The organism is Rhodococcus sp. IEGM1339 (assembly GCF_050321925.1).
GTDB lineage: Bacteria > Actinomycetota > Actinomycetes > Mycobacteriales > Mycobacteriaceae > Rhodococcus > Rhodococcus pyridinivorans.
On the sequence record NZ_JBNQFT010000007.1, the window covers coordinates 49,867 to 76,012 of the forward strand.

General features: G+C 67.4%; 25 protein-coding genes and 1 pseudogene. 12 read left to right on the top strand and 14 right to left on the bottom strand.

The window, feature by feature from the left end; translation table 11 throughout:
• Nucleotides 1-72: 72 nt before the first annotated feature.
• The 3 genes from ACQR3U_RS09930 to ACQR3U_RS09940 all read right to left on the bottom strand — a co-directional run bounded on the left by ACQR3U_RS09930 (nucleotide 73) and on the right by ACQR3U_RS09940 (nucleotide 2,978).
• Complete coding sequence (locus ACQR3U_RS09930) at nucleotides 73-1,134, bottom strand: aspartate-semialdehyde dehydrogenase (protein ID WP_269572345.1); 1,062 nt, start codon at nucleotides 1,132-1,134, stop codon at nucleotides 73-75.
• A gap of 2 nt (nucleotides 1,135-1,136) precedes the next feature.
• Nucleotides 1,137-2,402: an aspartate kinase gene (locus ACQR3U_RS09935; protein WP_006552446.1), complete on the bottom strand. Its 1,266-nt coding sequence runs from the start codon at nucleotides 2,400-2,402 to the stop codon at nucleotides 1,137-1,139.
• Nucleotides 2,403-2,480: 78 nt separating this feature from the next.
• Nucleotides 2,481-2,978 carry a DUF4185 domain-containing protein gene (locus tag ACQR3U_RS09940; protein ID WP_308251506.1) on the bottom strand — a complete coding sequence of 166 codons (498 nt, stop codon included), beginning with the start codon at nucleotides 2,976-2,978 and terminating at the stop codon, nucleotides 2,481-2,483.
• Nucleotides 2,979-3,198: 220 nt separating this feature from the next.
• Here ACQR3U_RS09940 and leuA point away from each other — a divergent pair, with 220 nt between their 5' ends.
• Both leuA and ACQR3U_RS09950 read left to right on the top strand, forming a co-directional pair.
• Nucleotides 3,199-5,010, top strand: coding sequence for a 2-isopropylmalate synthase (leuA, locus tag ACQR3U_RS09945; RefSeq protein ID WP_024102798.1), 1,812 nt, complete (start codon nucleotides 3,199-3,201; stop codon nucleotides 5,008-5,010).
• Between the two features lie 233 nt (nucleotides 5,011-5,243).
• Nucleotides 5,244-5,618, top strand: coding sequence for an SHOCT domain-containing protein (locus ACQR3U_RS09950; protein WP_230810440.1), 375 nt, complete (start codon nucleotides 5,244-5,246; stop codon nucleotides 5,616-5,618).
• Between the two features lie 22 nt (nucleotides 5,619-5,640).
• Here the strand turns inward: ACQR3U_RS09950 and ACQR3U_RS09955 are convergent, their stop codons facing one another.
• The gene (locus ACQR3U_RS09955; RefSeq protein WP_019290244.1) at nucleotides 5,641-6,537 is read right to left on the bottom strand and encodes a LysR family transcriptional regulator; all 897 of its coding nucleotides are present in this window, start codon (nucleotides 6,535-6,537) and stop codon (nucleotides 5,641-5,643) included.
• A gap of 72 nt (nucleotides 6,538-6,609) precedes the next feature.
• Between ACQR3U_RS09955 and ACQR3U_RS09960 the strand changes: the two genes are divergently transcribed.
• Genes ACQR3U_RS09960 through ACQR3U_RS09970 form a run of 3 tightly spaced genes read left to right on the top strand, consistent with a single transcriptional unit; the run spans nucleotide 6,610 to nucleotide 9,498 of the window.
• The gene (locus ACQR3U_RS09960) at nucleotides 6,610-7,647 is read left to right on the top strand and encodes an EamA family transporter (protein ID WP_230810441.1); all 1,038 of its coding nucleotides are present in this window, start codon (nucleotides 6,610-6,612) and stop codon (nucleotides 7,645-7,647) included.
• Complete coding sequence (locus tag ACQR3U_RS09965; RefSeq protein ID WP_024102795.1) at nucleotides 7,542-8,795, top strand: Mur ligase family protein; 1,254 nt, start codon at nucleotides 7,542-7,544, stop codon at nucleotides 8,793-8,795. The genes ACQR3U_RS09960 and ACQR3U_RS09965 overlap by 106 nt, the downstream gene beginning before the upstream one ends.
• Nucleotides 8,788-9,498, top strand: a complete 711-nt coding sequence (locus ACQR3U_RS09970) for a type 1 glutamine amidotransferase (RefSeq protein ID WP_006552453.1) — start codon at nucleotides 8,788-8,790, stop codon at nucleotides 9,496-9,498. The genes ACQR3U_RS09965 and ACQR3U_RS09970 overlap by 8 nt, the downstream gene beginning before the upstream one ends.
• A gap of 147 nt (nucleotides 9,499-9,645) precedes the next feature.
• Here the strand turns inward: ACQR3U_RS09970 and ACQR3U_RS09975 are convergent.
• From ACQR3U_RS09975 to ACQR3U_RS09985, 3 genes and pseudogenes are all read right to left on the bottom strand, one after another.
• Nucleotides 9,646-10,017, bottom strand: a pseudogene (locus ACQR3U_RS09975) (alpha/beta fold hydrolase); the annotation flags it as partial.
• 142 nt (nucleotides 10,018-10,159) lie between these two features.
• A complete protein-coding gene (locus ACQR3U_RS09980) occupies nucleotides 10,160-10,639 on the bottom strand; it encodes a rhodanese-like domain-containing protein (RefSeq protein WP_230810442.1) in 480 nt (159 codons plus the stop codon).
• Nucleotides 10,636-11,295, bottom strand: a complete 660-nt coding sequence (locus ACQR3U_RS09985; protein WP_006552456.1) for a TetR/AcrR family transcriptional regulator — start codon at nucleotides 11,293-11,295, stop codon at nucleotides 10,636-10,638. The genes ACQR3U_RS09980 and ACQR3U_RS09985 overlap by 4 nt, the downstream gene beginning before the upstream one ends.
• A gap of 233 nt (nucleotides 11,296-11,528) precedes the next feature.
• Between ACQR3U_RS09985 and ACQR3U_RS09990 the strand changes: the two genes are divergently transcribed.
• Together ACQR3U_RS09990 and ACQR3U_RS09995 are read left to right on the top strand one after the other, a co-directional pair.
• Nucleotides 11,529-12,464: a metal-dependent hydrolase gene (locus tag ACQR3U_RS09990; RefSeq protein ID WP_193902993.1), complete on the top strand. Its 936-nt coding sequence runs from the start codon at nucleotides 11,529-11,531 to the stop codon at nucleotides 12,462-12,464.
• Nucleotides 12,464-13,612 carry a hypothetical protein gene (locus tag ACQR3U_RS09995; protein ID WP_230810443.1) on the top strand — a complete coding sequence of 383 codons (1,149 nt, stop codon included), beginning with the start codon at nucleotides 12,464-12,466 and terminating at the stop codon, nucleotides 13,610-13,612. The genes ACQR3U_RS09990 and ACQR3U_RS09995 overlap by 1 nt, the downstream gene beginning before the upstream one ends.
• A 210-nt stretch (nucleotides 13,613-13,822) precedes the next feature.
• Here the strand turns inward: ACQR3U_RS09995 and fadD5 are convergent, their stop codons facing one another.
• The 3 genes from fadD5 to ACQR3U_RS10010 all read right to left on the bottom strand — a co-directional run bounded on the left by fadD5 (nucleotide 13,823) and on the right by ACQR3U_RS10010 (nucleotide 17,492).
• Nucleotides 13,823-15,421, bottom strand: coding sequence for a fatty-acid--CoA ligase FadD5 (fadD5, locus tag ACQR3U_RS10000; RefSeq protein ID WP_230810444.1), 1,599 nt, complete (start codon nucleotides 15,419-15,421; stop codon nucleotides 13,823-13,825).
• A gap of 305 nt (nucleotides 15,422-15,726) precedes the next feature.
• Nucleotides 15,727-16,506, bottom strand: a complete 780-nt coding sequence (locus tag ACQR3U_RS10005) for an enoyl-CoA hydratase (protein WP_230810445.1) — start codon at nucleotides 16,504-16,506, stop codon at nucleotides 15,727-15,729.
• Nucleotides 16,503-17,492 (bottom strand): NAD(P)H-dependent flavin oxidoreductase, encoded by a 990-nt coding sequence (locus tag ACQR3U_RS10010; protein WP_019290253.1) that lies wholly within the window; start codon nucleotides 17,490-17,492, stop codon nucleotides 16,503-16,505. Before ACQR3U_RS10010 ends, ACQR3U_RS10005 begins: the two co-directional genes overlap by 4 nt.
• A 254-nt stretch (nucleotides 17,493-17,746) precedes the next feature.
• Between ACQR3U_RS10010 and ACQR3U_RS10015 the strand changes: the two genes are divergently transcribed.
• From ACQR3U_RS10015 to ACQR3U_RS10025, 3 genes are read left to right on the top strand one after another with little or no spacing between them, the layout of a single operon-like run.
• Nucleotides 17,747-19,024: a TetR/AcrR family transcriptional regulator gene (locus ACQR3U_RS10015; RefSeq protein ID WP_230810446.1), complete on the top strand. Its 1,278-nt coding sequence runs from the start codon at nucleotides 17,747-17,749 to the stop codon at nucleotides 19,022-19,024.
• Nucleotides 19,021-19,653, top strand: coding sequence for a zinc-binding dehydrogenase (locus tag ACQR3U_RS10020; protein WP_006552463.1), 633 nt, complete (start codon nucleotides 19,021-19,023; stop codon nucleotides 19,651-19,653). The genes ACQR3U_RS10015 and ACQR3U_RS10020 overlap by 4 nt, the downstream gene beginning before the upstream one ends.
• 25 nt (nucleotides 19,654-19,678) lie before the next feature.
• Entirely contained in the window at nucleotides 19,679-20,155 is a 477-nt protein-coding gene (locus ACQR3U_RS10025) for a DUF4334 domain-containing protein (RefSeq protein ID WP_039586668.1), read from the top strand.
• 66 nt (nucleotides 20,156-20,221) lie between these two features.
• Here the strand turns inward: ACQR3U_RS10025 and ACQR3U_RS10030 are convergent, their stop codons facing one another.
• From ACQR3U_RS10030 to ACQR3U_RS10040, 3 genes are all read right to left on the bottom strand, one after another.
• Nucleotides 20,222-20,680 carry an oxygenase MpaB family protein gene (locus tag ACQR3U_RS10030; RefSeq protein ID WP_269065594.1) on the bottom strand — a complete coding sequence of 153 codons (459 nt, stop codon included), beginning with the start codon at nucleotides 20,678-20,680 and terminating at the stop codon, nucleotides 20,222-20,224.
• Nucleotides 20,681-20,690: 10 nt separating this feature from the next.
• Nucleotides 20,691-21,080: an oxygenase MpaB family protein gene (locus ACQR3U_RS10035; RefSeq protein ID WP_269065595.1), complete on the bottom strand. Its 390-nt coding sequence runs from the start codon at nucleotides 21,078-21,080 to the stop codon at nucleotides 20,691-20,693.
• 80 nt (nucleotides 21,081-21,160) lie between these two features.
• Nucleotides 21,161-21,910, bottom strand: a complete 750-nt coding sequence (locus ACQR3U_RS10040; protein ID WP_269065596.1) for a GntR family transcriptional regulator — start codon at nucleotides 21,908-21,910, stop codon at nucleotides 21,161-21,163.
• Nucleotides 21,911-22,040: 130 nt separating this feature from the next.
• On the opposite strand from ACQR3U_RS10040, the gene ACQR3U_RS10045 reads away from it, so the two are divergent.
• Nucleotides 22,041-23,576: an aldehyde dehydrogenase family protein gene (locus ACQR3U_RS10045; protein WP_230810447.1), complete on the top strand. Its 1,536-nt coding sequence runs from the start codon at nucleotides 22,041-22,043 to the stop codon at nucleotides 23,574-23,576.
• A 4-nt stretch (nucleotides 23,577-23,580) separates the two neighbouring features.
• On the top strand, nucleotides 23,581-24,546 hold the full coding sequence (locus ACQR3U_RS10050; RefSeq protein WP_006552468.1) for an oxygenase MpaB family protein: 966 nt from the start codon (nucleotides 23,581-23,583) through the stop codon (nucleotides 24,544-24,546).
• A gap of 97 nt (nucleotides 24,547-24,643) precedes the next feature.
• Here the strand turns inward: ACQR3U_RS10050 and ACQR3U_RS10055 are convergent, their stop codons facing one another.
• On the bottom strand, nucleotides 24,644-26,140 hold the full coding sequence (locus tag ACQR3U_RS10055; protein ID WP_230810448.1) for an MFS transporter: 1,497 nt from the start codon (nucleotides 26,138-26,140) through the stop codon (nucleotides 24,644-24,646).
• Nucleotides 26,141-26,146: the final 6 nt, after the last annotated feature.

Here is a 26,146-nt window from a genome sequence, read left to right on the forward strand (position 1 = left end):
CGGCCCGAAACGCGACGGAGCGGGTGGACCCGAAGAGGTCCACCCGCTCCGTCGAGAAGGTCGGAAGGTCGCCTAGACGAGCAGCTCAGCGATCTGGATGGTGTTGAGAGCAGCACCCTTGCGCAGATTGTCGCCCGAGACGAAGAGCGCGAGACCGCGGCCCTCAGGAGCACCCGGATCCTGACGGATGCGGCCCACGAGCGAGACGTCGTCGCCCGCTGCGGCGAGCGGGGTCGGCACGTCGACGAGGCGGACGCCCGGAGCGTTCGCGAGCAGCTCCTGCGCACGCTCGACCGACAGCGGCCGCTCGAACTCGGCGTTGATCGACAGCGAGTGGCCGGTCACGACGGGAACGCGCACGCACGTGCCCGACACGAGCAGGTCCGGCAGGCCGAGGATCTTGCGCGACTCGTTGCGCAGCTTCTGGTCCTCGTCGGTCTCACCCGTTCCGTCGTCGACGATCGAGCCGGCGAGCGGCACGACGTTGAACGCGATGGGCGCGACGTACTTGTTCGGGGCCGGGAAGTCGACGGCGTCGCCCGCGTGGACGAGCTTGTCGGCCTCGTCGGCGACGGCACGCACCTGGCCGACGAGTTCCTCGACGCCCGCCAGTCCGCTACCGGAGACCGCCTGGTAGCTCGACACGATCAGGCGCTGGAGTCCGGCCTCGTCGTGCAGTGCCTTGAGCACCGGCATCGCGGCCATCGTGGTGCAGTTCGGGTTGGCGATGATGCCCTTCGGTGGGTTCTTCACCTGCTCCGGGTTGACCTCGCTGACGACGAGCGGAACCTCGGGGTCCTTGCGCCATGCCGACGAGTTGTCGACGACGATCGCACCGGCGGCCGCGAAGCGCGGAGCCTGTTCCTTGGAGAGGGTGCCACCGGCCGAGAACAGCGCGATGTCGATGCCCTTCAGATCCTCGTCGGAGGTCGCCGTGACGTCCTCGACCACGATCTCCTCACCGCGGAACGGTAGCTTCTTGCCGGCCGAGCGGGCCGACGCGAAGAACCGGACCGTGTCGGCCGGGAAGTTGCGCTCCTCGAGCAGGGTGCGCATGACGATACCGACCTGCCCCGTGGCGCCTACGACCGCAATGGTCTTGCCCGTCGCTTCGCTCGCCTGATTGGTGGTCACGATTACCGCCCCGTTCCTGCGTGCACGACGGCCTCTTCGTCGCCGCCGAGCTCGAATGCCGCGTGCAGAGCGCGCACGGCGTCGTCGAGTTCGTTGTCATCCACGAGCACGGAGATGCGGATCTCCGACGTCGAGATCAGGTCGATGTTGATGCCGGCGTCGGCGAGAGCCTCGCAGAACTTGGCCGTGACGCCGGGGTGGCTCTTCATGCCGGCACCGACGAGGGAGACCTTGCCGATGTGGTCGTCGAAGAGGACCTGGGTGAAGCCGATGTCGCCCTGCTGCTTGGTGAGGAGCTCGACCGCGCGCGGGCCGTCACTCTTCGGGCAGGTGAAGGTGATGTCGGTCTTGCCGGTCTCGACCTTCGAGATGTTCTGCAGCACCATGTCGATGTTGATCTCGGCGTCGGCGACGGCGCGGAACACCTTGGCGGCGTAACCGGGGGTGTCGGGGATACCGACGACGGTGATCTTCGCTTCGCTGCGATCGTGCGCAACGCCGGTGATCAGGGCCTCTTCCACAGGGATGTCCTCCATCGATCCGGACACCATGGTGCCGGGCTTGGTGGTGTACGACGAACGAACGTGCACGGGCACGTTGTAGCGGCGGGCGTACTCCACGCACCGCAGCATGAGAACCTTCGCGCCGCACGCGGCGAGCTCGAGCATCTCCTCGAAGGAGACCTTCTCGAGGCGCTGCGCGTCCTTGACGATGCGCGGGTCCGCGGAGAACACGCCGTCGACGTCGGTGTAGATCTCGCAGACGTCCGCGTTCAACGCGGCGGCGAGTGCGACGGCGGTCGTGTCCGAACCGCCACGACCGAGAGTCGTGATGTCCTTGCTGTCCTGGCTCACACCCTGGAAGCCGGCGACCAGCACGATGCTGCCCTCGTCGAGGGCGGTGCGCACACGGCCGGGGGTGACGTCGATGATCTTCGCCTTGCCGTGACTGCCCGTGGTGATCACGCCCGCCTGGGAACCGGTGAACGACCGGGCCTCGGCGCCGAGCGAGTGGATCGCCATCGCGACGAGGGAGTTGGAGATGCGCTCACCGGAGGTGAGGAGCATGTCCATTTCGCGGGCCGGCGGGGCCGGGCACACCTGCTGTGCGAGATCGAGGAGTTCGTCGGTCGTGTCTCCCATAGCCGAGACGACGACCACGACGTCGTTGCCCGCCTTCTTGGTCTCGACGATCCTTTCAGCGACGCGCCGGATCCGCTCGGCCGTCGCGACCGAGGATCCTCCGTACTTCTGGACGACGAGTGCCACGCTGGCCAACCTCCGGGTCTCGGGAACAAGTCCAGTGGCCCAGCTTACCGACCGCGGCTTCCATCGACCCGGGGCGTCTCAGGAAAGTGTCGTGCGCAACAGGATGACGTTGTAGTCGCCCCACCGCGAGGCGGTGAAGTAGAGATCCGTATCCGTGGACCACGGGTGGATGAACGGAGCGTAGAGACCACCGATCTCGCGGTGGGGGACCAGCACGCGGGCCTCGCTCCACGGCCCCTCGGGTCTCGCGGACGTCCTCATCTCGATCGTACCGTTCGCCTCGTTGCCGTAGAGCATGACGAACTCACCGCCCAGGAACTGCACCGACATCTCCCCGACGGCGGGTGGCACGTCCGGTGTGGCAGCTGCTGCACCGTTCGCGGGAGTGCCCCGAGCCGCGGTCCTGATGATCCCGTGCCGGTGATCCCGTGCCGAAGGATCCGGAGCCCGAACCCGAGCCGGGGAGTTCCCGAGTCGCAGGGTTGGGCGTGCGCCGCGGGGGGCGGAGACCGCTATGAGTCCGAGTGCGAGCAGTGCAGGTACCGCTGTCAGGCACCTTCGTATCGATCGGGTCACGACATCACCGCCGCCCGGTCACACGGGACGCATGCGTGTGGGAGGTGCCACTTGGTCGAGGTGGGGTATGGCGCGATACACTGCTGGGCATGCAGCGCGTGCTTCTCCTCGGCCGCCGCGGCGGGATCTGACCAGACCGGCTTCCCGTCGCGGGGTTTCGACGCGCCGGTCGATATTCGATCTGGGCCCACAGGTCCCCTTTTCTCTTTGGAGTTACGTCATGTCACCCGCCGACGCTTTCACCTCCGGCTCGCGCACCATCACGCCGCCGAGCAAGCCGGCCCCGGCCGACCAGCCGTCGTGGAACAAGCAGAAGAACTCGTCGATGCCGACCTACCGGTACCGGCCGTTCGCCGAGGAAGTCGAGTCGATCTCGCTGCCCGACCGCACCTGGCCCGACAAGATCATCGATCGCGCCCCGGCGTGGTGCGCCGTGGACCTGCGCGACGGCAACCAGGCGCTGATCGACCCGATGAGCCCCGCCCGTAAGCGGCGCATGTTCGATTTGCTCGTACGCATGGGCTACAAGGAGATCGAGGTCGGTTTCCCGTCCGCGAGCCAGACCGATTTCGATTTCGTCCGCGAGATCATCGAGGACGGCGCGATTCCCGACGATGTCACCATCCAGGTGCTGACGCAGTCCCGCCCCGAACTGATCAAGCGCACCTTCGAGGCGTGCGCCGGGGCGCAGAACGTGATCGTGCACTTCTACAACTCGACGTCGATCCTGCAGCGGCGCGTGGTGTTCCGCGCCGACAAGGAGACCGTCGAGAAGATCGCGACCGACGCCGCGGAGCTGGTGCTCGAAGAGGCGAAGAACCACCCCGACACCAACTGGCGCTGGGAGTACTCCCCCGAGTCGTACACCGGAACCGAGCTGTCGTACGCCAAGGATGTCTGCGACGCGGTCGTCGAGACCTTGGGCGCGACCCCCGAGAACCCGGTGATCATCAACCTGCCTGCCACCGTCGAGATGGCCACCCCCAACGTCTACGCCGACTCGATCGAGTGGATGCACCGCAACCTGGCGAAGCGCGACTCGATCATCCTGTCGCTGCACCCGCACAACGACCGCGGCACGGGTGTCGCCGCGGCCGAGCTGGGCTACCAGGCCGGTGCCGACCGCATCGAGGGCTGCCTCTTCGGCAACGGTGAGCGCACCGGCAACGTCTGCCTGGTGACCCTGGGCATGAATATGTTCAGCCGTGGCGTCGACCCGCAGATCGACTTCTCGAACATCGACGAGATCCGCCGCACGGTCGAGTACTGCAACCAGCTGCCCGTCCACGAGCGCCACCCCTACGGTGGCGACCTGGTCTACACCGCCTTCTCCGGCAGCCACCAGGACGCGATCAACAAGGGCATCGACGCGATGAAGGTCGACGCCGAAGCCGCCGGTGTCGACGTCGACGACCACACCTGGGCCGTGCCCTACCTGCCGATCGACCCGAAGGACGTCGGCCGCACCTACGAGGCCGTGATCCGCGTGAACTCGCAGTCCGGCAAGGGCGGCATCGCGTACATCATGAAGCACGACCACGGCCTGAACCTGCCGCGTCGCCTGCAGATCGAGTTCTCGCAGGCCGTGCAGAAGGTCACCGACGGTGATGGTGGCGAGGTCAGCCCCAAGGAGATGTGGGACATCTTCCACGAGGAGTACCTGGCCCCGGTCTCGCCGCTCGAGCGCATCCGGCAGAAGGTCACCGCGGCCGAGACCGACGACGGTGAGGACAGCATCGCCGCCGTGCTGAAGGTCGACGGCGTGGAGAAGGAGATCTCCGGCAGCGGCAACGGCCCGCTGGCGGCCTTCGTGGACGCCCTCGAGTCGCTGGGTTACCAGGTGGCCGTTCGCGGTTACGCCGAGCACGCCATGTCCGCCGGCGACGACGCCAACGCCGCGGCCTACGTCGAGGCCGACGTCACGCGTCCCGACGGCACGACCGTCCTGGTGTGGGGCGTGGGCATCGCCCCGTCGATCACCACGGCGTCGCTGCGCGCGATGGTCTCCGCGGTGAACCGCTCGCACCGCTGATCCGTCTCCGAACCGAATGCGGTGGACCCATGAGGGTCCACCGCATTCGTCGTTTTCGGGGATTTTCACCCCGACAATTCATCTCGCAAATACCGTTTCGGGCAATTACCGCACTCTCCGGAAAGATACAGTTCCGAATGTTCGACGAGAACGAACCCGTTCACGGGTGATATCCGTCGAATTCCGCAATTCTCGTCCCGCAGAGTCGTTCTGCTCGAACCCGGAGTGTGCGTATGGAGTTCATGAACATCATCTGGTACATCATCGTCTGCTTCGCATTCATCGCGTACCTCATCATGCTGTGGATGATCATCGGGGATCTGTTCCGCAACCGCGAACAGTCCGGCTGGGTCAAGGCGATCTGGATCGTCTTCCTGTTCGTCTTCCCGTGGCTCACGGGCCTGATCTATCTGATCGTCCACGGCACCGGAATGGCAGAGCGCTCCGCGAAGGAGGCCGCGCAGTACAAGGCCGTGCAGGACGACTACATCCGCTCGGTCGCCGGCAAGTCGCCCGCCGAACACATAGCCGACGCGAAGAAGCTGCTCGACGAGGGTGTCATCGACCAGGCCGAGTTCGACGCACTGAAGGCCAAGGCACTCGCCTGATCCCGCGCGACCACCCGTTCGTTCACATCGACAGCTTCCGTGCCGCTGCGGTCCGGAAGCTGTCGAGCACGGCACCCACGGCTGGCCGTCGCGCCGCTCCCGGGCGGGTGACGAGCTCGTAGATCCGCGCCGCACGTACACCGGCCAGCGGCAGGCGCACCAAGGCGGGATGCAGAACCGAGTACCGCGGCAGCAGGGCCACCCCGTGCCCCGCCGCGACGAGTTCCTCGATGACACGGAAGTCGTTGATGCGGTGCACAACCCGAGCACGGATGCCCGTCACCGCCGCGACGGAGAGCAACACGTCGTCGACGGGGAATCCACCCCGCACGCTGATCCAGCGCTCCCCCACCAGTTCGTCGACCTGCACGCGGTCCTGCGCCGCGAGCCGGTGCCCGGGAGGGAGGACGACATCGATCGGTTCGCGCATGAGCGTCTCGACGTGGACACGCGGCCCGGACAGCGGAGCCGAACGCTCGTCGCGGTGGGTGAGCACCACGTCGTAGTCGGCGAGCAGTGCGGGCGCGGCCGAGGCCGGGACGTCCTCGTCACTCACGTCCAACTCGACGCCGATCGCCCCGGCCGCCTCGAGCACGGCCGGCAGCAGGAGTGCTGCCCCGGAGGGGAACGACGCCACGCGCACCCGTCCGCGGGGCGACCGCGCATAGGCGGTCATCTCGTCGGCGGCCCGGTCGAGGGCGCCGAGCACCTCGTCGGCGCGCACCACGAGCGCACGACCCGCATCGGTGAACCGCAGGCGTCGGCCGTCGGGTTCGAGCAGGGGCACTCCCGCCTCCCGGGCGAGCACCTTGAGCTGCTGCGAGACGGCTGACGGTGTCATCGACAACGCTGCGGCTGTCGCAGCCACGGTTCCGCGGTCGGCGAGTTCGCGCAGTATCCGCAATCGCACGACGTCCATGTAGTAAAACTACACACTTTCTTCAGGAACATTCGCTTGTCCTGATTGTTTCCTGCGCAAAGAATTGACGGCATGTCGTTCCGGGACCGTCTGCTCGCGTTCACCGTCGTGGTGCTCTGGGGATGCAACTTCCTCGCGATCAGACTGGGCCTCGACCACTTCCCGCCGTTCTTCTTCGCCGGACTGCGCTTCGCGATCATCGCCGTCCCGGTCCTGCTGTTCGTCCCACGACCCGCCGTTCCCCTGCGCTGGCTCCTGCTCTACGGCGCCGGGTTCGGCTTCGCCCAGTTCGCCTTCCTGTTCTGGGCGATGGAGGCCGGTCTACCCACGGGCCTCGCGTCGCTCGTACTGCAGTCGTCCGCGCCCTTCACGGTCCTGCTCGCCGTATTGTTCCTGCGCGAACGGCTCGACGGTGTCCGCCTCGCCGGTCTCGTCGTCGCCGTGTCCGGCATGGTGATCGTCGCCGTGGGGCAGGGCGCCGCGGACGCGAGCCTGCTCCCCATGACCCTCGCCGTGCTCGCCGGTCTGTCGTGGGCGGTCGGCAACATCGCGACCCGCAAGGCGGGCGCCGCCGGCCCCATGCGCCTGATGCTGTGGATGTGCGTCGTGCCCGTGCTCCCCTTCTTCGGGATCTCCTGGTTCGCCGAGGGCCCGCAGGCGTGGTCCACCCTCGGCACCGCCGTCACCACCCTGGACGGGGGCCTGGCGCTGGCCGGACTCATCTACGTCGTCCTGGCGGGCACGATCACCGGCACCGGCATCTACGCCTCGCTGCTGTCGCGCTATCCCGCCGGGGCCGTCGCGCCGCTCTCCCTCATGGTGCCGGTCGTCGGGTTCACCGTCGCGTGGATCACGCTCGGCGAGCGACCGGCACCGTCCTCCCTGATCGGCGGTGTGATCGTCATCGTCGGAGCCCTCGCCGCCCAGGGCGGACACCGCAGTGTGACGAGCAGGACGCTCCTCCGGCGACACAACGCTCCCGCGCCTGTGGAACACTCGCCGACGTGGGAACCAGCACAGGAATCACCGCACGCGGACGGCTCGCATTGCGCGCAGCCCGAGCCGCCGCGTGGGCGTCCCAGAAGGCCGGACGCGGTAAGGGCTCGATGATCGGAGGGCTCGTCGCCCTGAAGATCGACCCGGCACTGATGAAGCAGCTCGGCCACGGCCGGCAGACCGTGCTCGTCACCGGGACGAACGGCAAGTCCACAACGACCCGTATGACGGCCGCCGCGCTCGAGACGATCGATTCGGTCGTCACCCAGGCGGACGGCGCGAACATGGACGCCGGGATCGTCGCCGCGCTCGCCACCGATCTCCGGGCGCCGCTCGCCGCGATCGAGGTCGACGAACTTCACACCCCGCACGTCGCCGACGCCCTCGAGCCCCGCGCGATCGTGCTGCTCAACCTCACCCGCGACCAGCTCGACCGGGTCGGCGAGATCAACATGATCGAGCGGAAGCTGCGTGAGGGCCTGAAGCGGCATCCCGACGCCGTGATCGTCGCGAACTGCGACGACGTGCTCGTCACGTCCGCCGCCTACGACAACCCGAACGTCGTGTGGGTCGCCGCCGGCGCCGGCTGGGCCAACGACTCGGTGAGCTGCCCGCGCACGGGCGAGCCGATCGCTCGCGAAGGCGACCACTGGTACAGCACCGGCTCCGACTTCGCCCGGCCGACACCGGACTGGTGGGTCGACGACGAGAACCTGTACGGACCGGACGGCCTCGTCCTCCCGCTGAAGCTGACCCTCCCCGGTCGCGCCAACCGGGGCAACGCCGCCCAGGCGGTCGCGGCCGCCGTCGCCCTCGGTGCCGATCCGGCGAAGGCCGTCGCTGCCGCCTCGGTCGTCGAAGAGGTCGCCGGTCGCTACAAGACGGTGCAGGTCGGACCGCATTCGGTGCACATGCTGCTCGCGAAGAACCCCGCCGGCTGGCAGGAGGCCCTGTCGATGATCGACCCGACCGTCGACGGCCTGGTGATCGCCGTCAACGGTCAGGTGCCCGACGGTGAGGACCTGTCGTGGCTGTGGGACGTCCGCTTCGAACACTTCGAAGGTGTGCAGGTGGTGGCAGCCGGAGAACGCGGCACCGATCTCGCCGTCCGCCTGACCTACGCGGGTGTCGAGCACACGCTGGTGCCGGATCCGCTGAAGGCCATCGCCTCGTGCCCTCCCGGCCGCGTGGAGGTGCTCGCCAACTACACCGCGTTCCGCGATCTCAACACCGCCATCGCCAGGAGAGCTGCCCATGTCTGAGTCGACCGTCCGCATCGGACTCGTCCTGCCCGACGTGATGGGCACCTACGGCGACGGAGGCAACGCCCTGGTGCTGCGCCAGCGCCTGCGGATGCGCGGTCACGACGCCGAGATCGTCGAGATCGGACTGAACGATCCCGTCCCCGAGTCCCTCGATCTCTACACCCTCGGTGGTGCCGAGGACGCCGCGCAGCGACTGGCCACGCGGCACCTGCAGCGTTATCCGGGTCTGCAGCGCGCCGCCGAGCGCGGAGCGCCCGTGCTGGCCATCTGTGCCGCGATCCAGGTGCTCGGCCACTGGTACGAGACGTCCTCGGGCGAACGCGTCGACGGTGTCGGCATCCTCGACGCGACCACCTCGCCGCAGCAGACCCGCGCGATCGGCGAGATCGTCATCCGCCCCACCCTCTCCGGCCTCACCCAGCCGCTGACGGGATTCGAGAACCACCGCGGTGGAACGACTCTCGGGTCCGATGCCACCGGACTCGGCCGCGTCGACCGCGGTGTCGGCAACGGCGTGGGCGACGGACTCGAAGGTGCCGTGCAGGGTTCGGTGATCGGCACCTATCTGCACGGTCCCGTGCTCGCCCGCAATCCCGAGCTCGCCGATCATCTCCTGATGCGCGCTCTGGGAGTCGACTCGCTGCCGCCGCTGGATCTGCCCGAGGTCGATCTGCTGCGGCAGGAACGGTTGCGCGCCTGAGTGATCAACCGTGCGCGGCGATGTGTTCGAGGACCAGCCGCGCGAGCTTCTCCGGCTCCTCGTCGGGAATCCAGTGGCTCGTACCGACGAGCGTTTCCCGTCGGTACGGCCCACTGACGTAGTGGGCCGTCGCGTCGACCCCGGCGGATCCGATCGCCCGCTGGTGAAGAACGAGCGCATGAACGCCGTCGGATGCGGAACGGACACCGCCGTCACGGTGCGGACGAGATCGGGACGATGCGCCGCGAGCACCCCCGCGACGGCAGCTCCCCAGTCGTGGCCGACAACGTGCGCGCGACCACCGGGTACCGACTCGATGAGCGCCGCGACGTCGCCGACGAGCAGGTCGAGGCCGTAGTCACGGCGGCGGGGTGGTGGGGCGCCGGGCGAGTAGCCGCGCTGATCCGGGGGGAAGGTGCGAACCCCGCGGCGTGCAAGTGGGGCGCGACCGCCTCCCAGACGCCCTGTGCAACCCCTGCTGCAGTCGCGGCGATCGGCCGCGAAACCTCCCCTGAACAGGGGTTCGGCCCGGTGATTCGCTTTACGCGTTCTCCGGGCCGGATCTCTGCTTCACGAGCTTCTCTCTGTCGTCCGCGGACGTCTCATAAGCTCGATTCGCACCTTCGATGTTAGCTACGTCACAGTGCGAACGCAAGCCCTTTCACGAGGCCGGCCGGACCGGGGCGAGGGGGAATCCCAGAGTCGCCCAGTCGTGCAGTCCCCCGCGGTAATAGGCGAGCGCGGACGAGGGATATCCGGCATCGATCAGCTTCCGGATCGCATCGGGCGACTGAGGGCACTGGGGACCGTTGCAGAAGACGATCGTCGTCCGGGCGGGGTCGAGCTCACCCCTCCTTTCGACGATATCCTCGTGCGGGATGTTCACGGCACCGGGGAGGCTCACCCCGCTCCGGGAATCGGGCACCCGCGTGTCCACCAGCGCAGCGCCCCGGTCGAGCAGTTCGATCACCTCGAGTTCACCGACGGTCGCCACGCCCGCCACCACCTGCATCGGCTGCACCTCGCCCCAGGTCGTCTCCACCACCGTGCGGTCGGCTTCACCCTCCAGCGGGCGGGGAACGTTCTGGGGATCGCCGTCGCGCGTACGATCGGCACGCCTGATCTGCTGCTCGTTCGTCACGAGCCGGACTCTACGGGAGAGCAGTCGCGCTTCGCGGGATTGCCGGAATCCCACTCCCGCTGGGCGAGCATCGCCGTACCCATCCATCGTCGCAGGTAGCGGCGCAGATCGTCGTCGGAGCGTGGCGGGGTTCCCGGCGAGACGAAGAACGACTGCATCGTGCGCAGCACGTACTCGACCAGCTCCGCGAGGGAGTCGTCGTCGTAGCCGTGTTCCTCCCAGTCGACGTCGAACCGCTTGATCATCGCCATGCCGAACATCCACGCCTCCTCCGAGGCGATCGCTTCGGGATGCGGGTTCGAATAGGTGCTCGACAGCAGGATGCCGAGATGCGGGGTGCGACGCACCTCCGCGAGCGTGTAGACCACACCTTCGGTCATGGCCTCGACCGGATCGTCGAGTCCCGCGACCTGCCGGGTGAGTCGTTCCAGGAATCCTTCGACCGAGGCGATGGCGGCCGCACGCATGAGGGCGTCCGCGCTGGGGAAGTAGCGGTAGACCGTCTGGCGGATCACCCCGAGGGACTGGGCCACATCGGCGATGTTGATCTCCGCGCCGGTCCGGTCGATCAGGTCGACGGCAGCGGCAACGATCCGCTGCGACGCCTCTTCGTCGTCGGCGGGAGGACTCCCACCCCACCCACGTCTACGTGCCACTTCGCGCTTCCTCGAGCCGTCGCCTGGAGAAGGCCCGACGGTAACACAGCCGACCTCGGTGGATGTGGTGCGAAACGGGCTCCCGCGGGCGAATGGGACACCTATCATACACATGACGCATTTCGTGTATGGTCACGCCGATCGGGGCCTCCCGGCTCGTTAGAGGTCCTCCCGACCGTGTCCCGAAACAGGTCCCCAGCCAGCCCGGCGTCGACGAGACGAGGTACCGCCCCATGACGAACCTGCAGGTCCGCAAGATGCGTTTCGCATTCGCGGATTACGACGTGCCGTTCCTGTGGAACGAGGAGAACCCGGCCTTCTCGAGCATGGCCAACGCCGTCTCGTTCCTCGCGATCGGCTTCGAGAAGATGATCGTCAACATGATCCGCGAGATCACCCCGCGCATCACCGATCCCGAGGTCCTCGAAGAGGCCAACGCCTTCATGTACCAGGAGGGGCAGCACTCCACCGCCCACCGGCAGCACGTGAAGGGACTGATCAAGAGCTATCCGGAGTTGCAGGAGACGCTCGACGACGTCATCGGCGCCTTCGACAAGCTCACCGCCGAGACTTCCCCCGAATACCGCCTCGCGTACACCGCCGATCTCGAGGCGACCTTCACTCCCGTCTTCAAGCTCATGCTCGACAACGACGCGGCGCTCTTCCGCCCCGGCGACGACCGGGTCGCCTCGTTGTTCATCTGGCATTTCGTCGAGGAGGTCGAACACCGCAGTTCGGCGCTCATCATCTTCGACGCGGTGGTCGGCAGCGATCTGTACCGCATGCGGCAGGCCCCCTCGGTGTTCAAGCACGTGCTCGACGTCATCGCCATCGCGTGCGAGGGCTTCAACAAGCATGTGCCGCTGCAGGAACGGAAGATCGACACGATGTCGATGTTCGCGTCGCACCGCCGTAAGCAGAACCTGCGGCGCCGGTTGCCGTTCCTCCAGTACCAGGATCACGGCCCGATGCCGCGCGCCTTCGACGTCCTGCCGCTCGGCGAACAGCTCGTCGCGCTGGTGGGCATCATCCGCAGCCAGATGCCCAAGCACAATCCCGACCACGAGAAGCTGCCGGCCCTCGCCGACGTGTGGTTCCGTCGATTCGACGAAGGCTACGACGTCTCGCACTGGTACACGGCGGAAACCGTGGGCGGGAGGAACAACTGATGTCGGACCTGTGCTCGCCCACCTTCGAGGACCTCTCGACCCGCCTCGGATTCTCGTGCGACGAAGCCGGGGGGATCTTCGAACTGCGCAGTCCGTTCGAGCTGGAGAACTGGACGCTGCCCGTCCTCGAGCTGACCATCGTGCTCGGGGCGGTGCTGATGCTCGTGTACGCGATCGTCCGGTTGCGGCGCACCGGTGACGCCACGAACCTCGTCGTCTGGCTCGGCACCCTCGCGTTCCTGTTCATCATCGAACCGCTGCTGTACTTCCCCGACGCCTTCGGCGTGGAGGACTACCTCGACACGATGTTCGCGCACAACGTGTTCACCGTCGAGTTCATGTGGGGACGCCTGCCGCTGTACATCATCGCGATCTACCCGATGATGGCGACGATCGCGTTCGACATCGTTCGGATGCTCGGGGTGTTCCGGCAGTACGGCACCGTCGTCGGCGCCGTCTGCGTGGGCTTCGTCCACCACGCCTTCTACGAGATCTTCGATCACCTCGGACCGCAGCTGCGGTGGTGGGAGTGGTCGCTCGACAACCCGATCAACCAGCCCTTCTTCGACTCCGTTCCGCTCCCGAGCGTCGTGGTCTTCGCTGCCCTGTGGCCGATGTCGCTCGCATTCTGCGCGCAGTTCTTCGTCGGCCGGCACATCGACGCCGGTCGCACCTTCGGCGGGCTCGAACTGACCTGGCGCACGATCACCGTCGGACTACTCGCGTCCGTGGGTGTGGTGATCCTCCCTGCGCCGGCGACCGTCATCGGCATGGGCAGCACGACGGTTCGGGCAACGATCTACGCGGCCGAACTCGTGATCCTGTCGATCGTGGCGATCTACGTGCTCTCACGCCAGTGGTCCCGGCTGCGGAGTACACCCACGGATCGGCCCTATTCGAACGACCTCGTCCGCTGGTACGCCGTCGCCTATCTCGTCGTGATGACCGTGCTGTGGATCGGTGCTCTGCCCGACTGGTTCTCCGCCGTCGACGGGGTCACCGAGGCAGGCGACCCGATCGGTAGCCTGTGGTACACAGTCGCATGCTTCGCGGTCGCAATCGCCTGTGTCGCTGCGGCCTTCACCGTCCCGCGCAGGGCCGATACGAGCCCGGACGACACCGCGTCGAAGACGCTCACCGAGACCTGACGAATTCGGTGGTGCCCGACGTTCCGCTACGACGGAAGCCGGCCCGCGCTACCGCGCGTCGGCTCCGTCGAGCAACCACCGGTCGTCGACCCTCTTCAACGTGATGACGAAGCGGGTCGCGTCGGTGCGTCCCTCCGGCACGACGACGAACGCGGACACGGACCGCAGTGGTCCGGTCCCCGTTCGTTCGTACGAGGAGTGAGCCGGGGATCAGCCCTGGGCGACGGCGGGGAGACCGCCGCGGAGTTCACCCTTGACGACCTTGCCGCTCGCGTTGCGCGGCAGGGCGTCGACGATCACGACCTCCTTGGGGTGCTTGTACCGTGCGAGGTGCTCGTCCAGGTACGGCTGGAGCTCGTCGAGGGTGAGGTCGTCGTTGCCGGGCTTCAGCGCGACGACGGCGACGGGCACCTCGCCCCACTTCGCGTCGGGGCGACCGATGACCGCGGCCTCGAGCACCTTGGGGTGCCCGAACAGGACGTTCTCCACCTCGGCGCAGTAGATGTTCTCGCCGCCCGAGATGATCATGTCCTTCTTGCGGTCGACGACGTAGACGAAGCCCTCCTCGTCGACGCGCACGAGGTCGCCGGAATGGAACCATCCGCCGTAGAATGCCTCGCTGGTAGCGGTGGGGTTGTTCCAGTACTCGCGCATCATGGTGGGACCGCGGTAGACGATCTCGCCGACCTCACCGGGAGCGACGTCGTTCATCTCGTCGTCGACCACACGCGCCTGGATTGTGGGGATGACCCGGCCCACGGAGCCGAGTTTGCGGATGGCGTCGTCGCCGTCGAGCACGCAGGTGATGGGCGACATCTCGGTCTGGCCGAAGACCGCCACGTTGAAGGCATCGGGGAAGGTCTCCGCCATGGCCCGCAGGATCGTGTCGGAGCTCGGCGCTGCACCCCAGGAGATGTTGCGCAGCTTCAACTTCCGTGGCTCGGCCTGCTGCGCGGCGCACATCGCCTGCCACTGCACCGGCACGAGGAACAGGCTGGTGACGTTCTCGGCCTCGAGCACGTCGAGCAGTTCCTCCGGGTCGAAGGCGCCGACCGGGTGGATGACGGTGGGCGTGCCGAGCATCAGGCTCGGCGCGATCGAGCCGAGGGCCGCGATGTGGAACATCGGCGACGCGCAGAAACCGATGCCCGATTCGTCGAACAGACGGAAGGCCCGGATGCAGGTGAGCGACTGCGCTTCGAGATTGGAGTGGGTGAGCACGGCGCCCTTGGGCCGGCCCGTCGTGCCCGAGGTGTACATGATGAGCGCGGGCGTGTCGTTCGGGATCTCCACCGGCGGGTGGGGTTCGCCCTCTTCGGCGACGAGTGCCTCGTAGGAGAGCGAGTCGCCTTCCGGCTCGACTCCGACCGTGATGGACAGTTCGATGCCCTCCGCCTGGCCACGCGCGGCGGCGGCGAGCGGGACGAGCGGCCCCTCCGCGACGATCGCCGAGGCGCCGGAATCGCCCACGAGGAAGGCGACCTCGGGCGCGGTGAGGCGGAAGTTCACCGGCACGGCGATGGCACCGAGGGCGTTGGCCGCGAGCACGATCTCGACGTACTCCGGACGGTTGAGCATGAGGATGATGATGCGGTCGCCGAAGCCGATGCCGCGACGCGAGAGTGCATCGGCGAGCTTCTCGACACGCGTGTCCAGCTGCGACCAGGTAATGGTCTCGCCGCGGAATCGGAAGGCCGTGCGATGGGGAATCATCAGGGCGTGGCGCGCCACCTGATTGTTCCAGTTGTTGCTACGGAAGCGGGTGGCGTCGGAGCCGACCGCTTCGGAAACGACAGAGGGGGGAACCATCGATGATCCTCTCGTGACGTGGCGGGAGTGCGGGCACGGCCTGTTCCGAGCCGTCGATGTGTGAGGCACATTACAGACCCGGAACGGTTTGGGCCAGAGCTTTTGTTAACGGAGATTCCACGAATGCGGACCGCCTCGCTCCAGGCGTCGTCGCCGAGCGAGAACGGGTGAAAGAGGCAGAAAACACTGGTCGAGCGTTGGTTTCACCGGACGGGAGCGGGTGTTCGACGAGCACGTCGGTTCCTGCTCCCGTCCGAAAGTTCCTTGTTGATCCTCCTAGAACCATGCCGGGAAGGATCGTCCCGTCAGGCGAAGCGAGCGGGACGCTTGTCCAGCATCGCAATGGCACCCTCCGCGAAGTCGGCTGAGCCGAGGAGCTCGACCTGACCGTCCTTCTCCCGCGCGAGCGCCGCGTCGAGCTCGCCGAGCGTCGAGGCGTTGAGGGCCCGCTTCGTCAGTTCCAGGGCACGTCGCGGACCGGATGCGGTCCGCGAGGCGACGGCGTCGACGTGCGCGGCGAGTTCGGCGTCGGGCAGGGTGCGGGCGACCAACCCGAACCGGTCGGCGTCCTGCGCGGACACCCGCTCGCCGAGCAGTGCCATCTCGGCGGCCCGGGCCCGCCCGATCGCGGCCGGAACCAACAGGCTCGCGCCGCCGTCGGGCATCAGTCCGATGTTGACGAAGGCGAGCAGGAAGTACGCGCTCTCGGCCGCGTAGGTGAGATCGGCCGCGAGGGCGATCGAGACACCGACGCCCGCCGCGGGACCGTTGACCGCCGCGACGACGGGCACCGGGACGGATGCGATCGTCCGGACCAGTTCGTTGGCGGTGTCCATGACGACACCGGGGTCCTGCGGATCCGCCGCTCCCGCAGCCAGGTCCGCGCCCGTGCAGAACGCCGATCCCCCACCGGTGACGACGATCGTACGGACGCGTTCGTCGTCGCCGGCCGCCTTCACCGCGTCGCTCAGCGTCTTCATCGTGGTCAGGTCGATCGCGTTCATCCGGCGCGGACGCGTGATGGTCAGTCGCAGGATGCCGTCGGCGAGTTCGGACCGCAGGCTCTCGGTGGTGGTCGAGGTCATGCGCGCACCGCCCGATCTGCACCGGCGATGTCGTTCAGGCGACCCGTGATGATGGCCTCCGCCTCGGCGACCATGCGGTCGACCAGTTCTCCGACGGTGGGGATGTCGTGGATGAGCCCCTGGCTCTGCCCGGCCGTCCAGATGCCGGCGTCGAGTTCGCCGTCCTCGAAGACCTTGCGGCCTCGGGCGCCGGCGACCAGGTGGGCGATGTCGCCGAATTCGGCTCCGCGCGATTCGATCTCGACAACCTCTTCGCTCACCGCGTTGGTGGCGACACGAGCGGTGTTGCGCAGCGTGCGGAAGATGAGCTTCGTGTCGAGTTCGGTGTTGCGGACGATCTGCTCCTTGACCTCGTGGGCCACGGGCGATTCGACCGTGCACATGAAGCGGGTGCCCATGTTGACACCGTCGGCGCCGAGCGCGAGTGCCGCCACGAGCCCGCGGGAATCGGCGATGCCGCCCGACGCGATCACGGGAATGCTGAGCTTGCTCGTCGCGGCGGGGATGAGGATCAGGCCCGGAACGTCGTCCTCGCCCGGGTGCCCGGCGCACTCGAAGCCGTCGATGCTCACGGCGTCCACGCCGATGCGCTCGGCCTTGACCGCGTGCCGCACGCTCGTGCACTTGTGGATCACCTTGATGCCGGCGTCCTTGAAGTGCGGCAGGTGGTCGGCCGGGTTGAAGCCGGCGGTCTCGACGATCTTCACGCCCGAGTCGATGATCGCCTGGCGGTACTCGGCGTACGGCGGCGGATCGATCGACGGCAGGATCGTGAGGTTGATGCCGAACGGCTTGTCGGTGAGTTCGCGTGTCCGTTCGATCTCGCGGACGAGATCCTCCGGGGTGGGCTGGGTCAGTGCAGTGATGAAGCCGAGCGCTCCCGCCTCCGCCACGGCGGCCACGAGTTCGGCGCGGCCGACCCACATCATGCCTCCCTGGACGATGGGATGCTCCACCCCGAAAATCTCGGTGAATCGGGTTCTCACGAGTCCTCCTCGGTCCTTCGAAAAGTGCCGCTGTCGTGACGGTTCCGTATGCGCCCAGCGGTGACGCAGCTGAAGAATTGGTGCTAACTTTGCGGTCTGGGTGCTGGCTTGTCAATACGTTCTGCCCTGCAGTTTTGGCCATTCTTACCCACAAGTAGTGTTTCTCCGCAGGGGGTTCGACTGTTACCTTTGAGGCCGACGAACATTCACCGCGACATCGCGGCCGGCAACAGGATCCACGACGAGGAGGCAGGGTGCCCGAACAAGCGCAGGCCGGGGCACGCACAGCCGCCAAGACCGGCACCCCGACCCCCACCGTGCGGCGCCGGCCGAAGAACCGCAAAGCACAGATCGCCACGGTCGCGGCCGAGGCGTTCAGCGAACGCGGCTACCACGGCGTGAGCATCGACGAGATCGCCACTGCCGTCGGCATCTCCGGCCCCGCCCTGTACCGGCACTTCCCGAACAAGTACGCCCTGTTCCACCACGCCGTGGTCACCCTCGCCGACGCCCTCGGTGCCGCCCTCGCGGAGTTCGACGAGCAGAGCGGAGCGAACGCCACCGGACTCGCCGCCGCCGAGGAGCTCGAACGCAAACTCCTCGCGCTCATCCGCACCACGATCGAGAACCGCCGGACGGGCGGGTTGTACCGCTGGGAACGCCGCTACCTCACGGGTGAGGACCACAACGAGATCCGCTCGAAGACGCGGGCACTCAACCGCCATCTCGCCCGCACGGCCGCGCGGCTGCGGCCCGATCTCACCGACGACGACTACGTGCTGCTCAGCAGCGCGATGCTCAGCGTCATCGGCTCCATCACCACTCACCGCGTTCCGCTGTCCAACCAGCGCCTGCAGCAGCTGCTGCTCGACGCGTGCACAGCGGTCGCGGCAACCGACCTGGTGCCCGACATCGACGAACCCGCACCGACTCCCGAGCCGGGCGGGTTGTCCGTGGCGAATAAGCGCGAGGTCCTCCTGCACGAGGCCGTGCTGCTCTTCGACGCCCGGGGCTATCACGAGGTGAGCATCGAGGAGATCGGTGCTGCGGCAGGTATCAACGCGTCCGGCGTCTACCGTCACTTCGCGAGCAAGGCCGATCTGCTCGCCGCCGCCTTCCACCGGGCCGGTGATCGCGTCGCGATGATCATCGGCGAAACGCTCACCGACTCGACGACCTCCGCGCAGGCCCTCGACGTCCTCACCGAGGCGTACGTCCGGATGTCGTTCGAGAACAGCGAACTGATGTCGGTGTACTTCGCCGAGATCGGCAACCTGCCCGCGCACCATCGCAGCGACCTGCGGAACATCCAGCGGCTCAACATCGAGGAATGGGCCCGTCTGGTCGGGGAGCTCCGCCCCGAGCTGCCCGCCGTCGAATGCCGTTTCCTCGTGCACGCCGCGCTCAACCTCGTGCTCGACACCGGCAACCTCGTGCACTTCCTGCCCACCCCCTCCCGGCAGCGCAGGGTGCAGCAACTGATGCTCTCGGTACTGCTCGGCGACACCGGTTCGCCGGAGGCGGTGGGATGACCCGCACCAGGGCCGCAGCGGTACTCCGCGAGTACGGTGCACCGCTGAGGCTCGAGACCGTGACCGTGCCCGAACTGCGCGACGACGAAGTGCTCGTACAGATCCACGGGGTCGGGATCTGCCACACCGACCTCACCGCCGCCACGGGAGGCGTTCCCGTCCCGAGGCCCGTCGTACCGGGACACGAGGGTGCCGGAGTCGTCACGGAACAGGGTTCGACGATCGTCGTCTTCGATCTCGGCGCCGTCGGCACGGCCGCGGTGATGACAGAACGGATTTCCTTGTGCGAGAACATCATCGTCGTCGCCCCCGATCCACGACGGCACGGGCTCGCGCGATCGCTCGGGGCCACCGAGGTCCTCTCCCCCGACGATCACGACGACCTCGGACGCCATCTGCGTCGCCTCACCGGCGGTGGCGCCGGCGATGCGGTGGAGTCCGTGGGCGCCCAATCCGTGATCCGGCAGGCACTGTCGTCGCTGACCAGCCCCGGTGTCTCCTTCCCGAGCTGGCCGCGCCGTGGCGCGACGGGCACTTTCCACTCGACGAACTCGTGCAGACCTTCGATTTCACGAAACTCGACGACGCTCTCGCCGCTGTCGCCTCCGGCGAGATCATCAGAGCCGTAATCACCTTCGACATCCAGGGGAACACATGAACGTCGTCCAGCGACTCGAGGAACTGCGCGCCCGCACCGACCGGATCGATCCTCGCGAGCTCGATGCCCTCTGGGAGCATCTCGCTCCGGCACGCCTCGACGATCTCGTCGGATACCGGTGGAAGGGTTACAGTTTCGACACCGGGCACCGCACCCACACACTGCTCGGCAGGTCGCGGTGGTACGGAAAGACGTTCGCGTCGGTGTCCGAGGTCCAGCCGCTCGTGTGCTACGGCGAGGACGGCGAGTTGTTCTCCGACACGAAGACCGGACGCGGCGAAGCGAGCCTGTGGGAGATCGTCTTCCGCGGTGAGATGACGGCGACGATGGTCTACGACGGCATGCCGGTCTTCGACCACTTCAAGAAGGTCGACGACGACACCGTCGTCGGGGTGATGAACGGCAAGGGCTCGCTGGTGTTCGACGACGGCGAGCACTACTGGTTCGGTCTCGAACGCGACACCGCCGTGTGACCGTCGGACGGGAAACGCACAGTGGCCGGACGCGCGTCCGGCCACTCGACGTTCTCGGCGGAGAGCTCAGATGACGTGTCCGTGCGCCTTCATCCGGCGGCGCATGTCGTTGAGGTAGTAGGTGGCCGACAGCTGTCGGATCGGCCTGGGCACCGCGCGGTAGATCGGCGGGACCACCTTCCAGAACAGGTCGAAGCGCCGCTGGTCGCGCGGGCTCCACGGCAGCGCGACTTCGTCGCGCATGCGTTGCGGGAGAAGACCGATCGTCATGAAGCGCTGCAGCGGCACGAGGGCGCGAACGGGAAGCGGAGCGTCACCGCCGGTGAGGAGATCGCGGGTGAACGAACGCACCTTCCGGTCGACCTCGAAGGTCGCGATCATCTCGTCCCAGTACCTGTCGAACTCCTCCCGCGTCTTCGGCCACATGTCGTCCTCGACCTGCAGGGCCGTGCCGTAGACCGCGGACTGGCGGTAGATGCATTCGATGTCGGCATCGGTGACAGGCCCGAACATCCGCCGGTACATGTCGACACCGTTACGTGTACAGCGTTGCGGCGACCCACAACTGGAGTTCGGGATCGAAGGCGTTGTAGGCCTCCGAGCGCACCGGGACGTGCGCCTTGTTGACCATCCGGACGATCTGCTTCTTCTCCTCGGGAGTACCGAGCGTGACCGCGTAGACGTAGGTCATCGTGGTGCGCAACCGGTCGAGCGGCCGCTGCAGGGTGGTGCTGTGATCGGCGACGCCGTGCCCGACACCGCGCGATGCCAGCTGCAGGAGGACCGTCGCGCCGGCGCCGAGCAGGAGCATCGACTCTCCGACGAAGTCGGCCAGTTCGACCGAGCCCGCCGGAAGCGGAGCGGGGGTCGCCACCGGTTCGTCGGTGGTGACGGTGGGGACGCGCTCTTCGGCGTGGGTCGTCATCGGAGGTCTCCTGACGATGAAAGCACTGGTGCAGCACTGTCATACGAATTGTGCACACCCGTACTCAGATATGCAAGTGCCTATCCGGGAGGCGAATCGACACCCGCTCGCTCGCGGTGGACGACCAGACGCGCGGCCGCGTCCTCGAACTGCACCAGCGTCTGCGTGATCACCTCGCTGTGGTCCTGCGCGGCGATCGCCTCGATCAGCTTCGTGTGCGATCGGATGGCGAGCGTTCCCCACTCGGCGTCGCGCGCGTAGAGGCGGTACGGAATCGTGCGCGCGGCTGCGTTGAGGAACCACGCGAGCTTGGGGCTGTCGGCGATGCGGTTGAGCTCACGATGGAGGTCGAACTCCGCGTCGGCGATCCGCTCGATGTCGGGTGCCACTCCCTCCGGGGCAACGACGAGCCTGCGCAGCCTCTCGTTGAGTTCGGCCAGACGCTCGAGGTCGGCCGGCGTAGCACGGTCGACCGCTCGGAGCGCGAGCTCGACGGCGATCTGCCCCTGCAGCCAGAAGATGTCGTCGATGTCGCCGCGCGTGAGGGGCGAGACCCGGTAGCCGCGGTTCGGGGCGGATTCGACCATCCCCTCCCCGCGCAGCGTCAGCAGCGCCTCCCGGACCGGGGTGACGCTGACGCCGAGTTCGACGGCGGTCTCGTCGAGCCGGATGAAGTCGCCCGGACGCAACACGCCGGACATGATCGAGCCGCGGAGGTGACCGGCCACCTCGTCGGAAAGCTGCGGACGGCGCCGTACGGCCCCCTCCGAACGTCGGGATGCCGCAGCGTGATCCGCCGCTGTCCCGGGGCTACGTGTCGGTGCCGCCATCGTGTCTCCTGTAGGAATCCGGACAACTGCGCACGGGGGTTGTCCAATTGTCCCGCGAACGCCTAATGTGATGTCCACTACAGCTATCACATCAAATATATGTGATGTGGTTCACCAGGAAGTGTCGAACATGACCCAGAACCTCACCAGTCCGAAGAACGCGAAGAGCAGCTCGGACAAGGCATCCACGGCAGCGAACACCGACACCTTCGCCAGCCTCGACCCCCGGAACGGCGAGATGATCGCCGAGTATCCGGTCGCCGACGAGGCCGCCGTGGGCGCGGCCGTCGAGCGCGCCCGCGTCGCCGCGCGCTGGTGGGAGGCGCAGGGCTTCCGCGGCCGCCGCGACTGGCTCCTCGAGTTCAAGAAGGCCATCGCATCCGACGCGACCTCGCTCGCATCGGTGGTGGCGAAGGAGACCGGTAAGCCCTTCGGCGACGCCTTCCTCGAAGTCATGCTGGCGGTCGAGCACCTCGACTGGGCGGCCAAGAACGCCAAGAAGGTGCTCAGGCCCCGCAAGGTGCCCGCGGGCGTCGCGAGCTTCAACCAGGCCGCAACCCTCGAGTACAAGCCCCTCGGTGTCATCGGCGTGATCGGCCCCTGGAACTACCCCGTGTACACCCCGATGGGTTCGATCGCCTACTCGCTGGCCGCCGGCAACGCCGTCGTCTTCAAGCCGAGCGAGCTCACCCCCGGTGTTGCGAAGTGGCTCGAGGACAAGTGGAACTCGATCGCCCCCACCCAGCCGGTCTTCCAGGTCATCACCGGTCTCGGTGAGACGGGTTCGACGCTCGTGCGTTCGGGTGTCGACAAGGTCGCCTTCACCGGCTCCGGCCCCACCGCCCGCAAGGTCATGGCGGTGTGCGCCGAGTCGCTCACCCCGCTCGTCGCCGAATGCGGCGGCAAAGACGCGATGATCGTCGCGGCCGACGCGAACATCGACGAGGCCGTCGAGTTCGCCGCCTTCGGCGCCTTCGGCAACGCCGGCCAGACCTGCGCGGGCGTCGAGCGCATCTACGTCGAGGAGCCTGTCTACCGCGAGTTCCTCGACAAGCTCACCGCCACCGTCCGGCGCGCGAAGCCGGGCGGCGACGAGGACTCCACCTACGGCCCTATGACGCTTCCGCGCCAGGTCGACATCGTGCGCAGTCACATCGAGGACGCCCTGAAGTCCGGTGGCAAGGCCGTCCTCGGCGGACTCGATTCGGTGCAGGAGCGCATCGTCGAGCCCGTCATCCTCACCGACGTGCCCGAGACCTCGGCCGCGGTGTGCGAGGAGACCTTCGGCCCGACGGTCGTCGTCAACAAGGTTCGCGACCTCGACGAGGCCGTCGAACGCGCGAACGGCACGAACTACGGTCTCGGTGCGTCGATCTTCACGCGCAACAAGAAGAAAGGCCGTCAGCTCGCCGAGCGCCTGCGCAACGGCATGGTGTCGGTCAACTCGGTGCTCGGCTTCGCCGCCATCGCCTCGTTGCCCTTCGGCGGCATCGGCGAGTCCGGCTTCGGCCGCATCCACGGCGCCGACGGCCTGCGCGAGTTCAGCCGTCCCAAGTCGGTCACGGTGGCGAAGTTCAGCTCGCCGCTCAAACTCATGAGCCTCGAGCGTCCGGAGCGCGATCTGAAAATCTCGCGAGCGATGCTCCAGTTCATGCACGGAAGGTGAGCCGATGACGACCACTCCCCCGCGCACTCGCAGCCGAAAGGCCGCCGTCGTCGCGAAGCCCGAGGCACGCATCGAGAAGGCCGGTACGTTCCCACCCCCGAACAGGGACCCGCACCCGAAGCGTGGGCGGATGGGCTGGGTCGAGGTGATCGAGGAGCTCGACCCGGTCACGCAGCACCAGGACATCGTGCGGATCACCGCCGGTTACGAGTTCCCGTGGGACTACCAGCGGTCGCTCGAGTTCGCCCTCTTCCGCACGTACTGTGTGCCCAGCATCTCGGAGTTGCTCGCCCGCACCGGCGAGTTCGAGAAGCGGCCGCAGAAGCGGTACGACGACACGGCGCTGCTGATGGCCGAGCTGGTCGAGCACGGCTACGACGCCGAGCGGGGACGCGAGTCGCTGCGCAACATCAACCGGATGCACGGCAAGTACTCGATCGACAACGACGACATGCTGTACGTCCTGTCGACCTTCGTGTACGACCCGCTCGACTGGATCGACCGCTACGGGTGGCGTCGCCTGCACCCGAAGGAGCGGCTGGCGTCGTTCTACTTCTACCGCCAGGTGGGCATCCGGATGGGCATCAAGGACATCCCGGAGTCGTTCCAGGAGTTCCACCGGTTCAAGCTCGAATACGAGCGCGAGAAGTTCACCTACAGCGACGACAACCACGCCATCGGCACCTACACGCTGCGCCTCTTCCAGTCGTGGTACCCGAAGGTGCTGAACAAGGGCATCGAGAAGGTCGTTTTCGCGCTGATCGACGACCGCATGGCGTCGGCGTTCGGTTTCCCGAAGAGCTCACCGCAGGTGACGGAGATCGTCGAGGGCGCGCTGCGGGCACGGTCGGCGTTCGTGCGGCGACTGCCGAAGCGACGCGTGTCGCTGTCGGCGGGCAACGCCACCAACCGGACGTATCCGGGTTACCCCCTCGGTTACCGTCCGAACGATCTGGGCGTCGAACACTGACGCACCGACAGACCTGGGGGACAGGAGGGGCGGCCCCGCATTCCGGTTTCACCACCGGGGTGCAGGGCCGTAACTGTTCCGGGAGGGCGGGCCGGGGTCAGTTCTCGACGGGCCGCAGGGCCTGCTTCGACGGGAGTGCGAAGCCCGAGACGAAGACGACCACGGCGCAACCGGCGCACACGAGGTAGGCGATCACGAAGCCCGCGGTGCCGATGCCGAGCCCGCCCCCGAGGGTGTGAGCCGCGAGCACCGAGGCGACGACCGCGCTGCAGACGGTGCTGCCCACGGTGCGGAGCAGGACGTTGACGCCGTTCGCCGCGGCGTTCTGCGACAGCGGCACCGCGCCGAGGAGGAGCACCGGCAGCGTGCAGTACACGAGCGACGTGCCGATCGCCGCGACGAAGATGGCGGCGACGACGAGCCACAGCGGCTTGCCGGGCACCGCGTGGACGCTGTAGCCGGCGAGCAGGAAGACCGCTCCGGTCATGATCGTGATCTTGGGTCCGAAACGTTCGGTGATCCGGGAGGCCACGATCGCGAAGATCATCATCGCGAAGCTCGCGGCGAGCTGGCAGGCCGCGGCCTGGAGGATGGTCAGGTCGTATCCGGCTCCGTGCCCGGACGGCGCCTGCAGCAACTGTGTGGTGATGAGGGTGTTGCCGTAGAAGGCGAACCCGACGAGCAGTGCCGACAGGTGCGGCGCGAGGACGGAACGGCGGGCCGAGACACGCAGGTCGACGAGCGGGTTGCGGTTGCGCAGCTGCTGCACTCCCCAGAGCACGAACAGCAGCACCGACGCGGCGAACGAGAGCAGCACTGCGGGGCTCGTCCAGCCCCACGTGCTGCCCTGGGTGATGGGCACGAGCAGGCACACCAGGGCGGCGGACAGGCCGGCGGCGCCCACGGCGTCGAAGCGACCGCCGGTGCGGGTGTCCGATTCCGGGATGACGATCCACGCCGCGAGGGCGACACCGGCGCCGATGGCGGCGGTGGTCCAGAAGAGCAGGTGCCAATCGGCGAACTGGACGATGGCGGCAGCGAACGGGATACCGACCGCGGTGCCGATGCCGAGGGTGGAACTGAGCATCGCGATCGAGCGCTCCACGTGCTCACGGGGCAGGACCTCGCGAAGGATCGCCATGCCGATCGGCAGCACCGCCGCGCCGGCGCCCTGCAGGCCACGGGCGACGATGAGCAGTCCGATGTCCGAGGTCAGCGCGCAGATCAACGAGCCGAGTGTCATAAGCGAGAACGCGATGAGGAGCATCCGCTTCTTGCCGATCATGTCGGCGAGACGGCCGAAGATGGGCGTCATCACCGCACCGACCAGCAGGGTGCTCGTCACCAGCCACGAGACGGCGGTGGTTCCGGCGCCGGTGAAGCCCGGCATGCTCGGCAGGAGCGGCACCATAACGGTCTGCATGATGGCCTGGAAGACGGCGCCGACCGCGAGAACCGGGAAGACGAGATGCCGCAGGTTGCGCGTCTTCTTCTCCGCCGGTCCGCTCACCTTCGTCGTTCCGGACGCTGAGCGCGTCGGCGCGGCGGCGGACCTACCCGCCACGTGCAGGCGCAGGGGGAGCGAGATCGACATCGACAC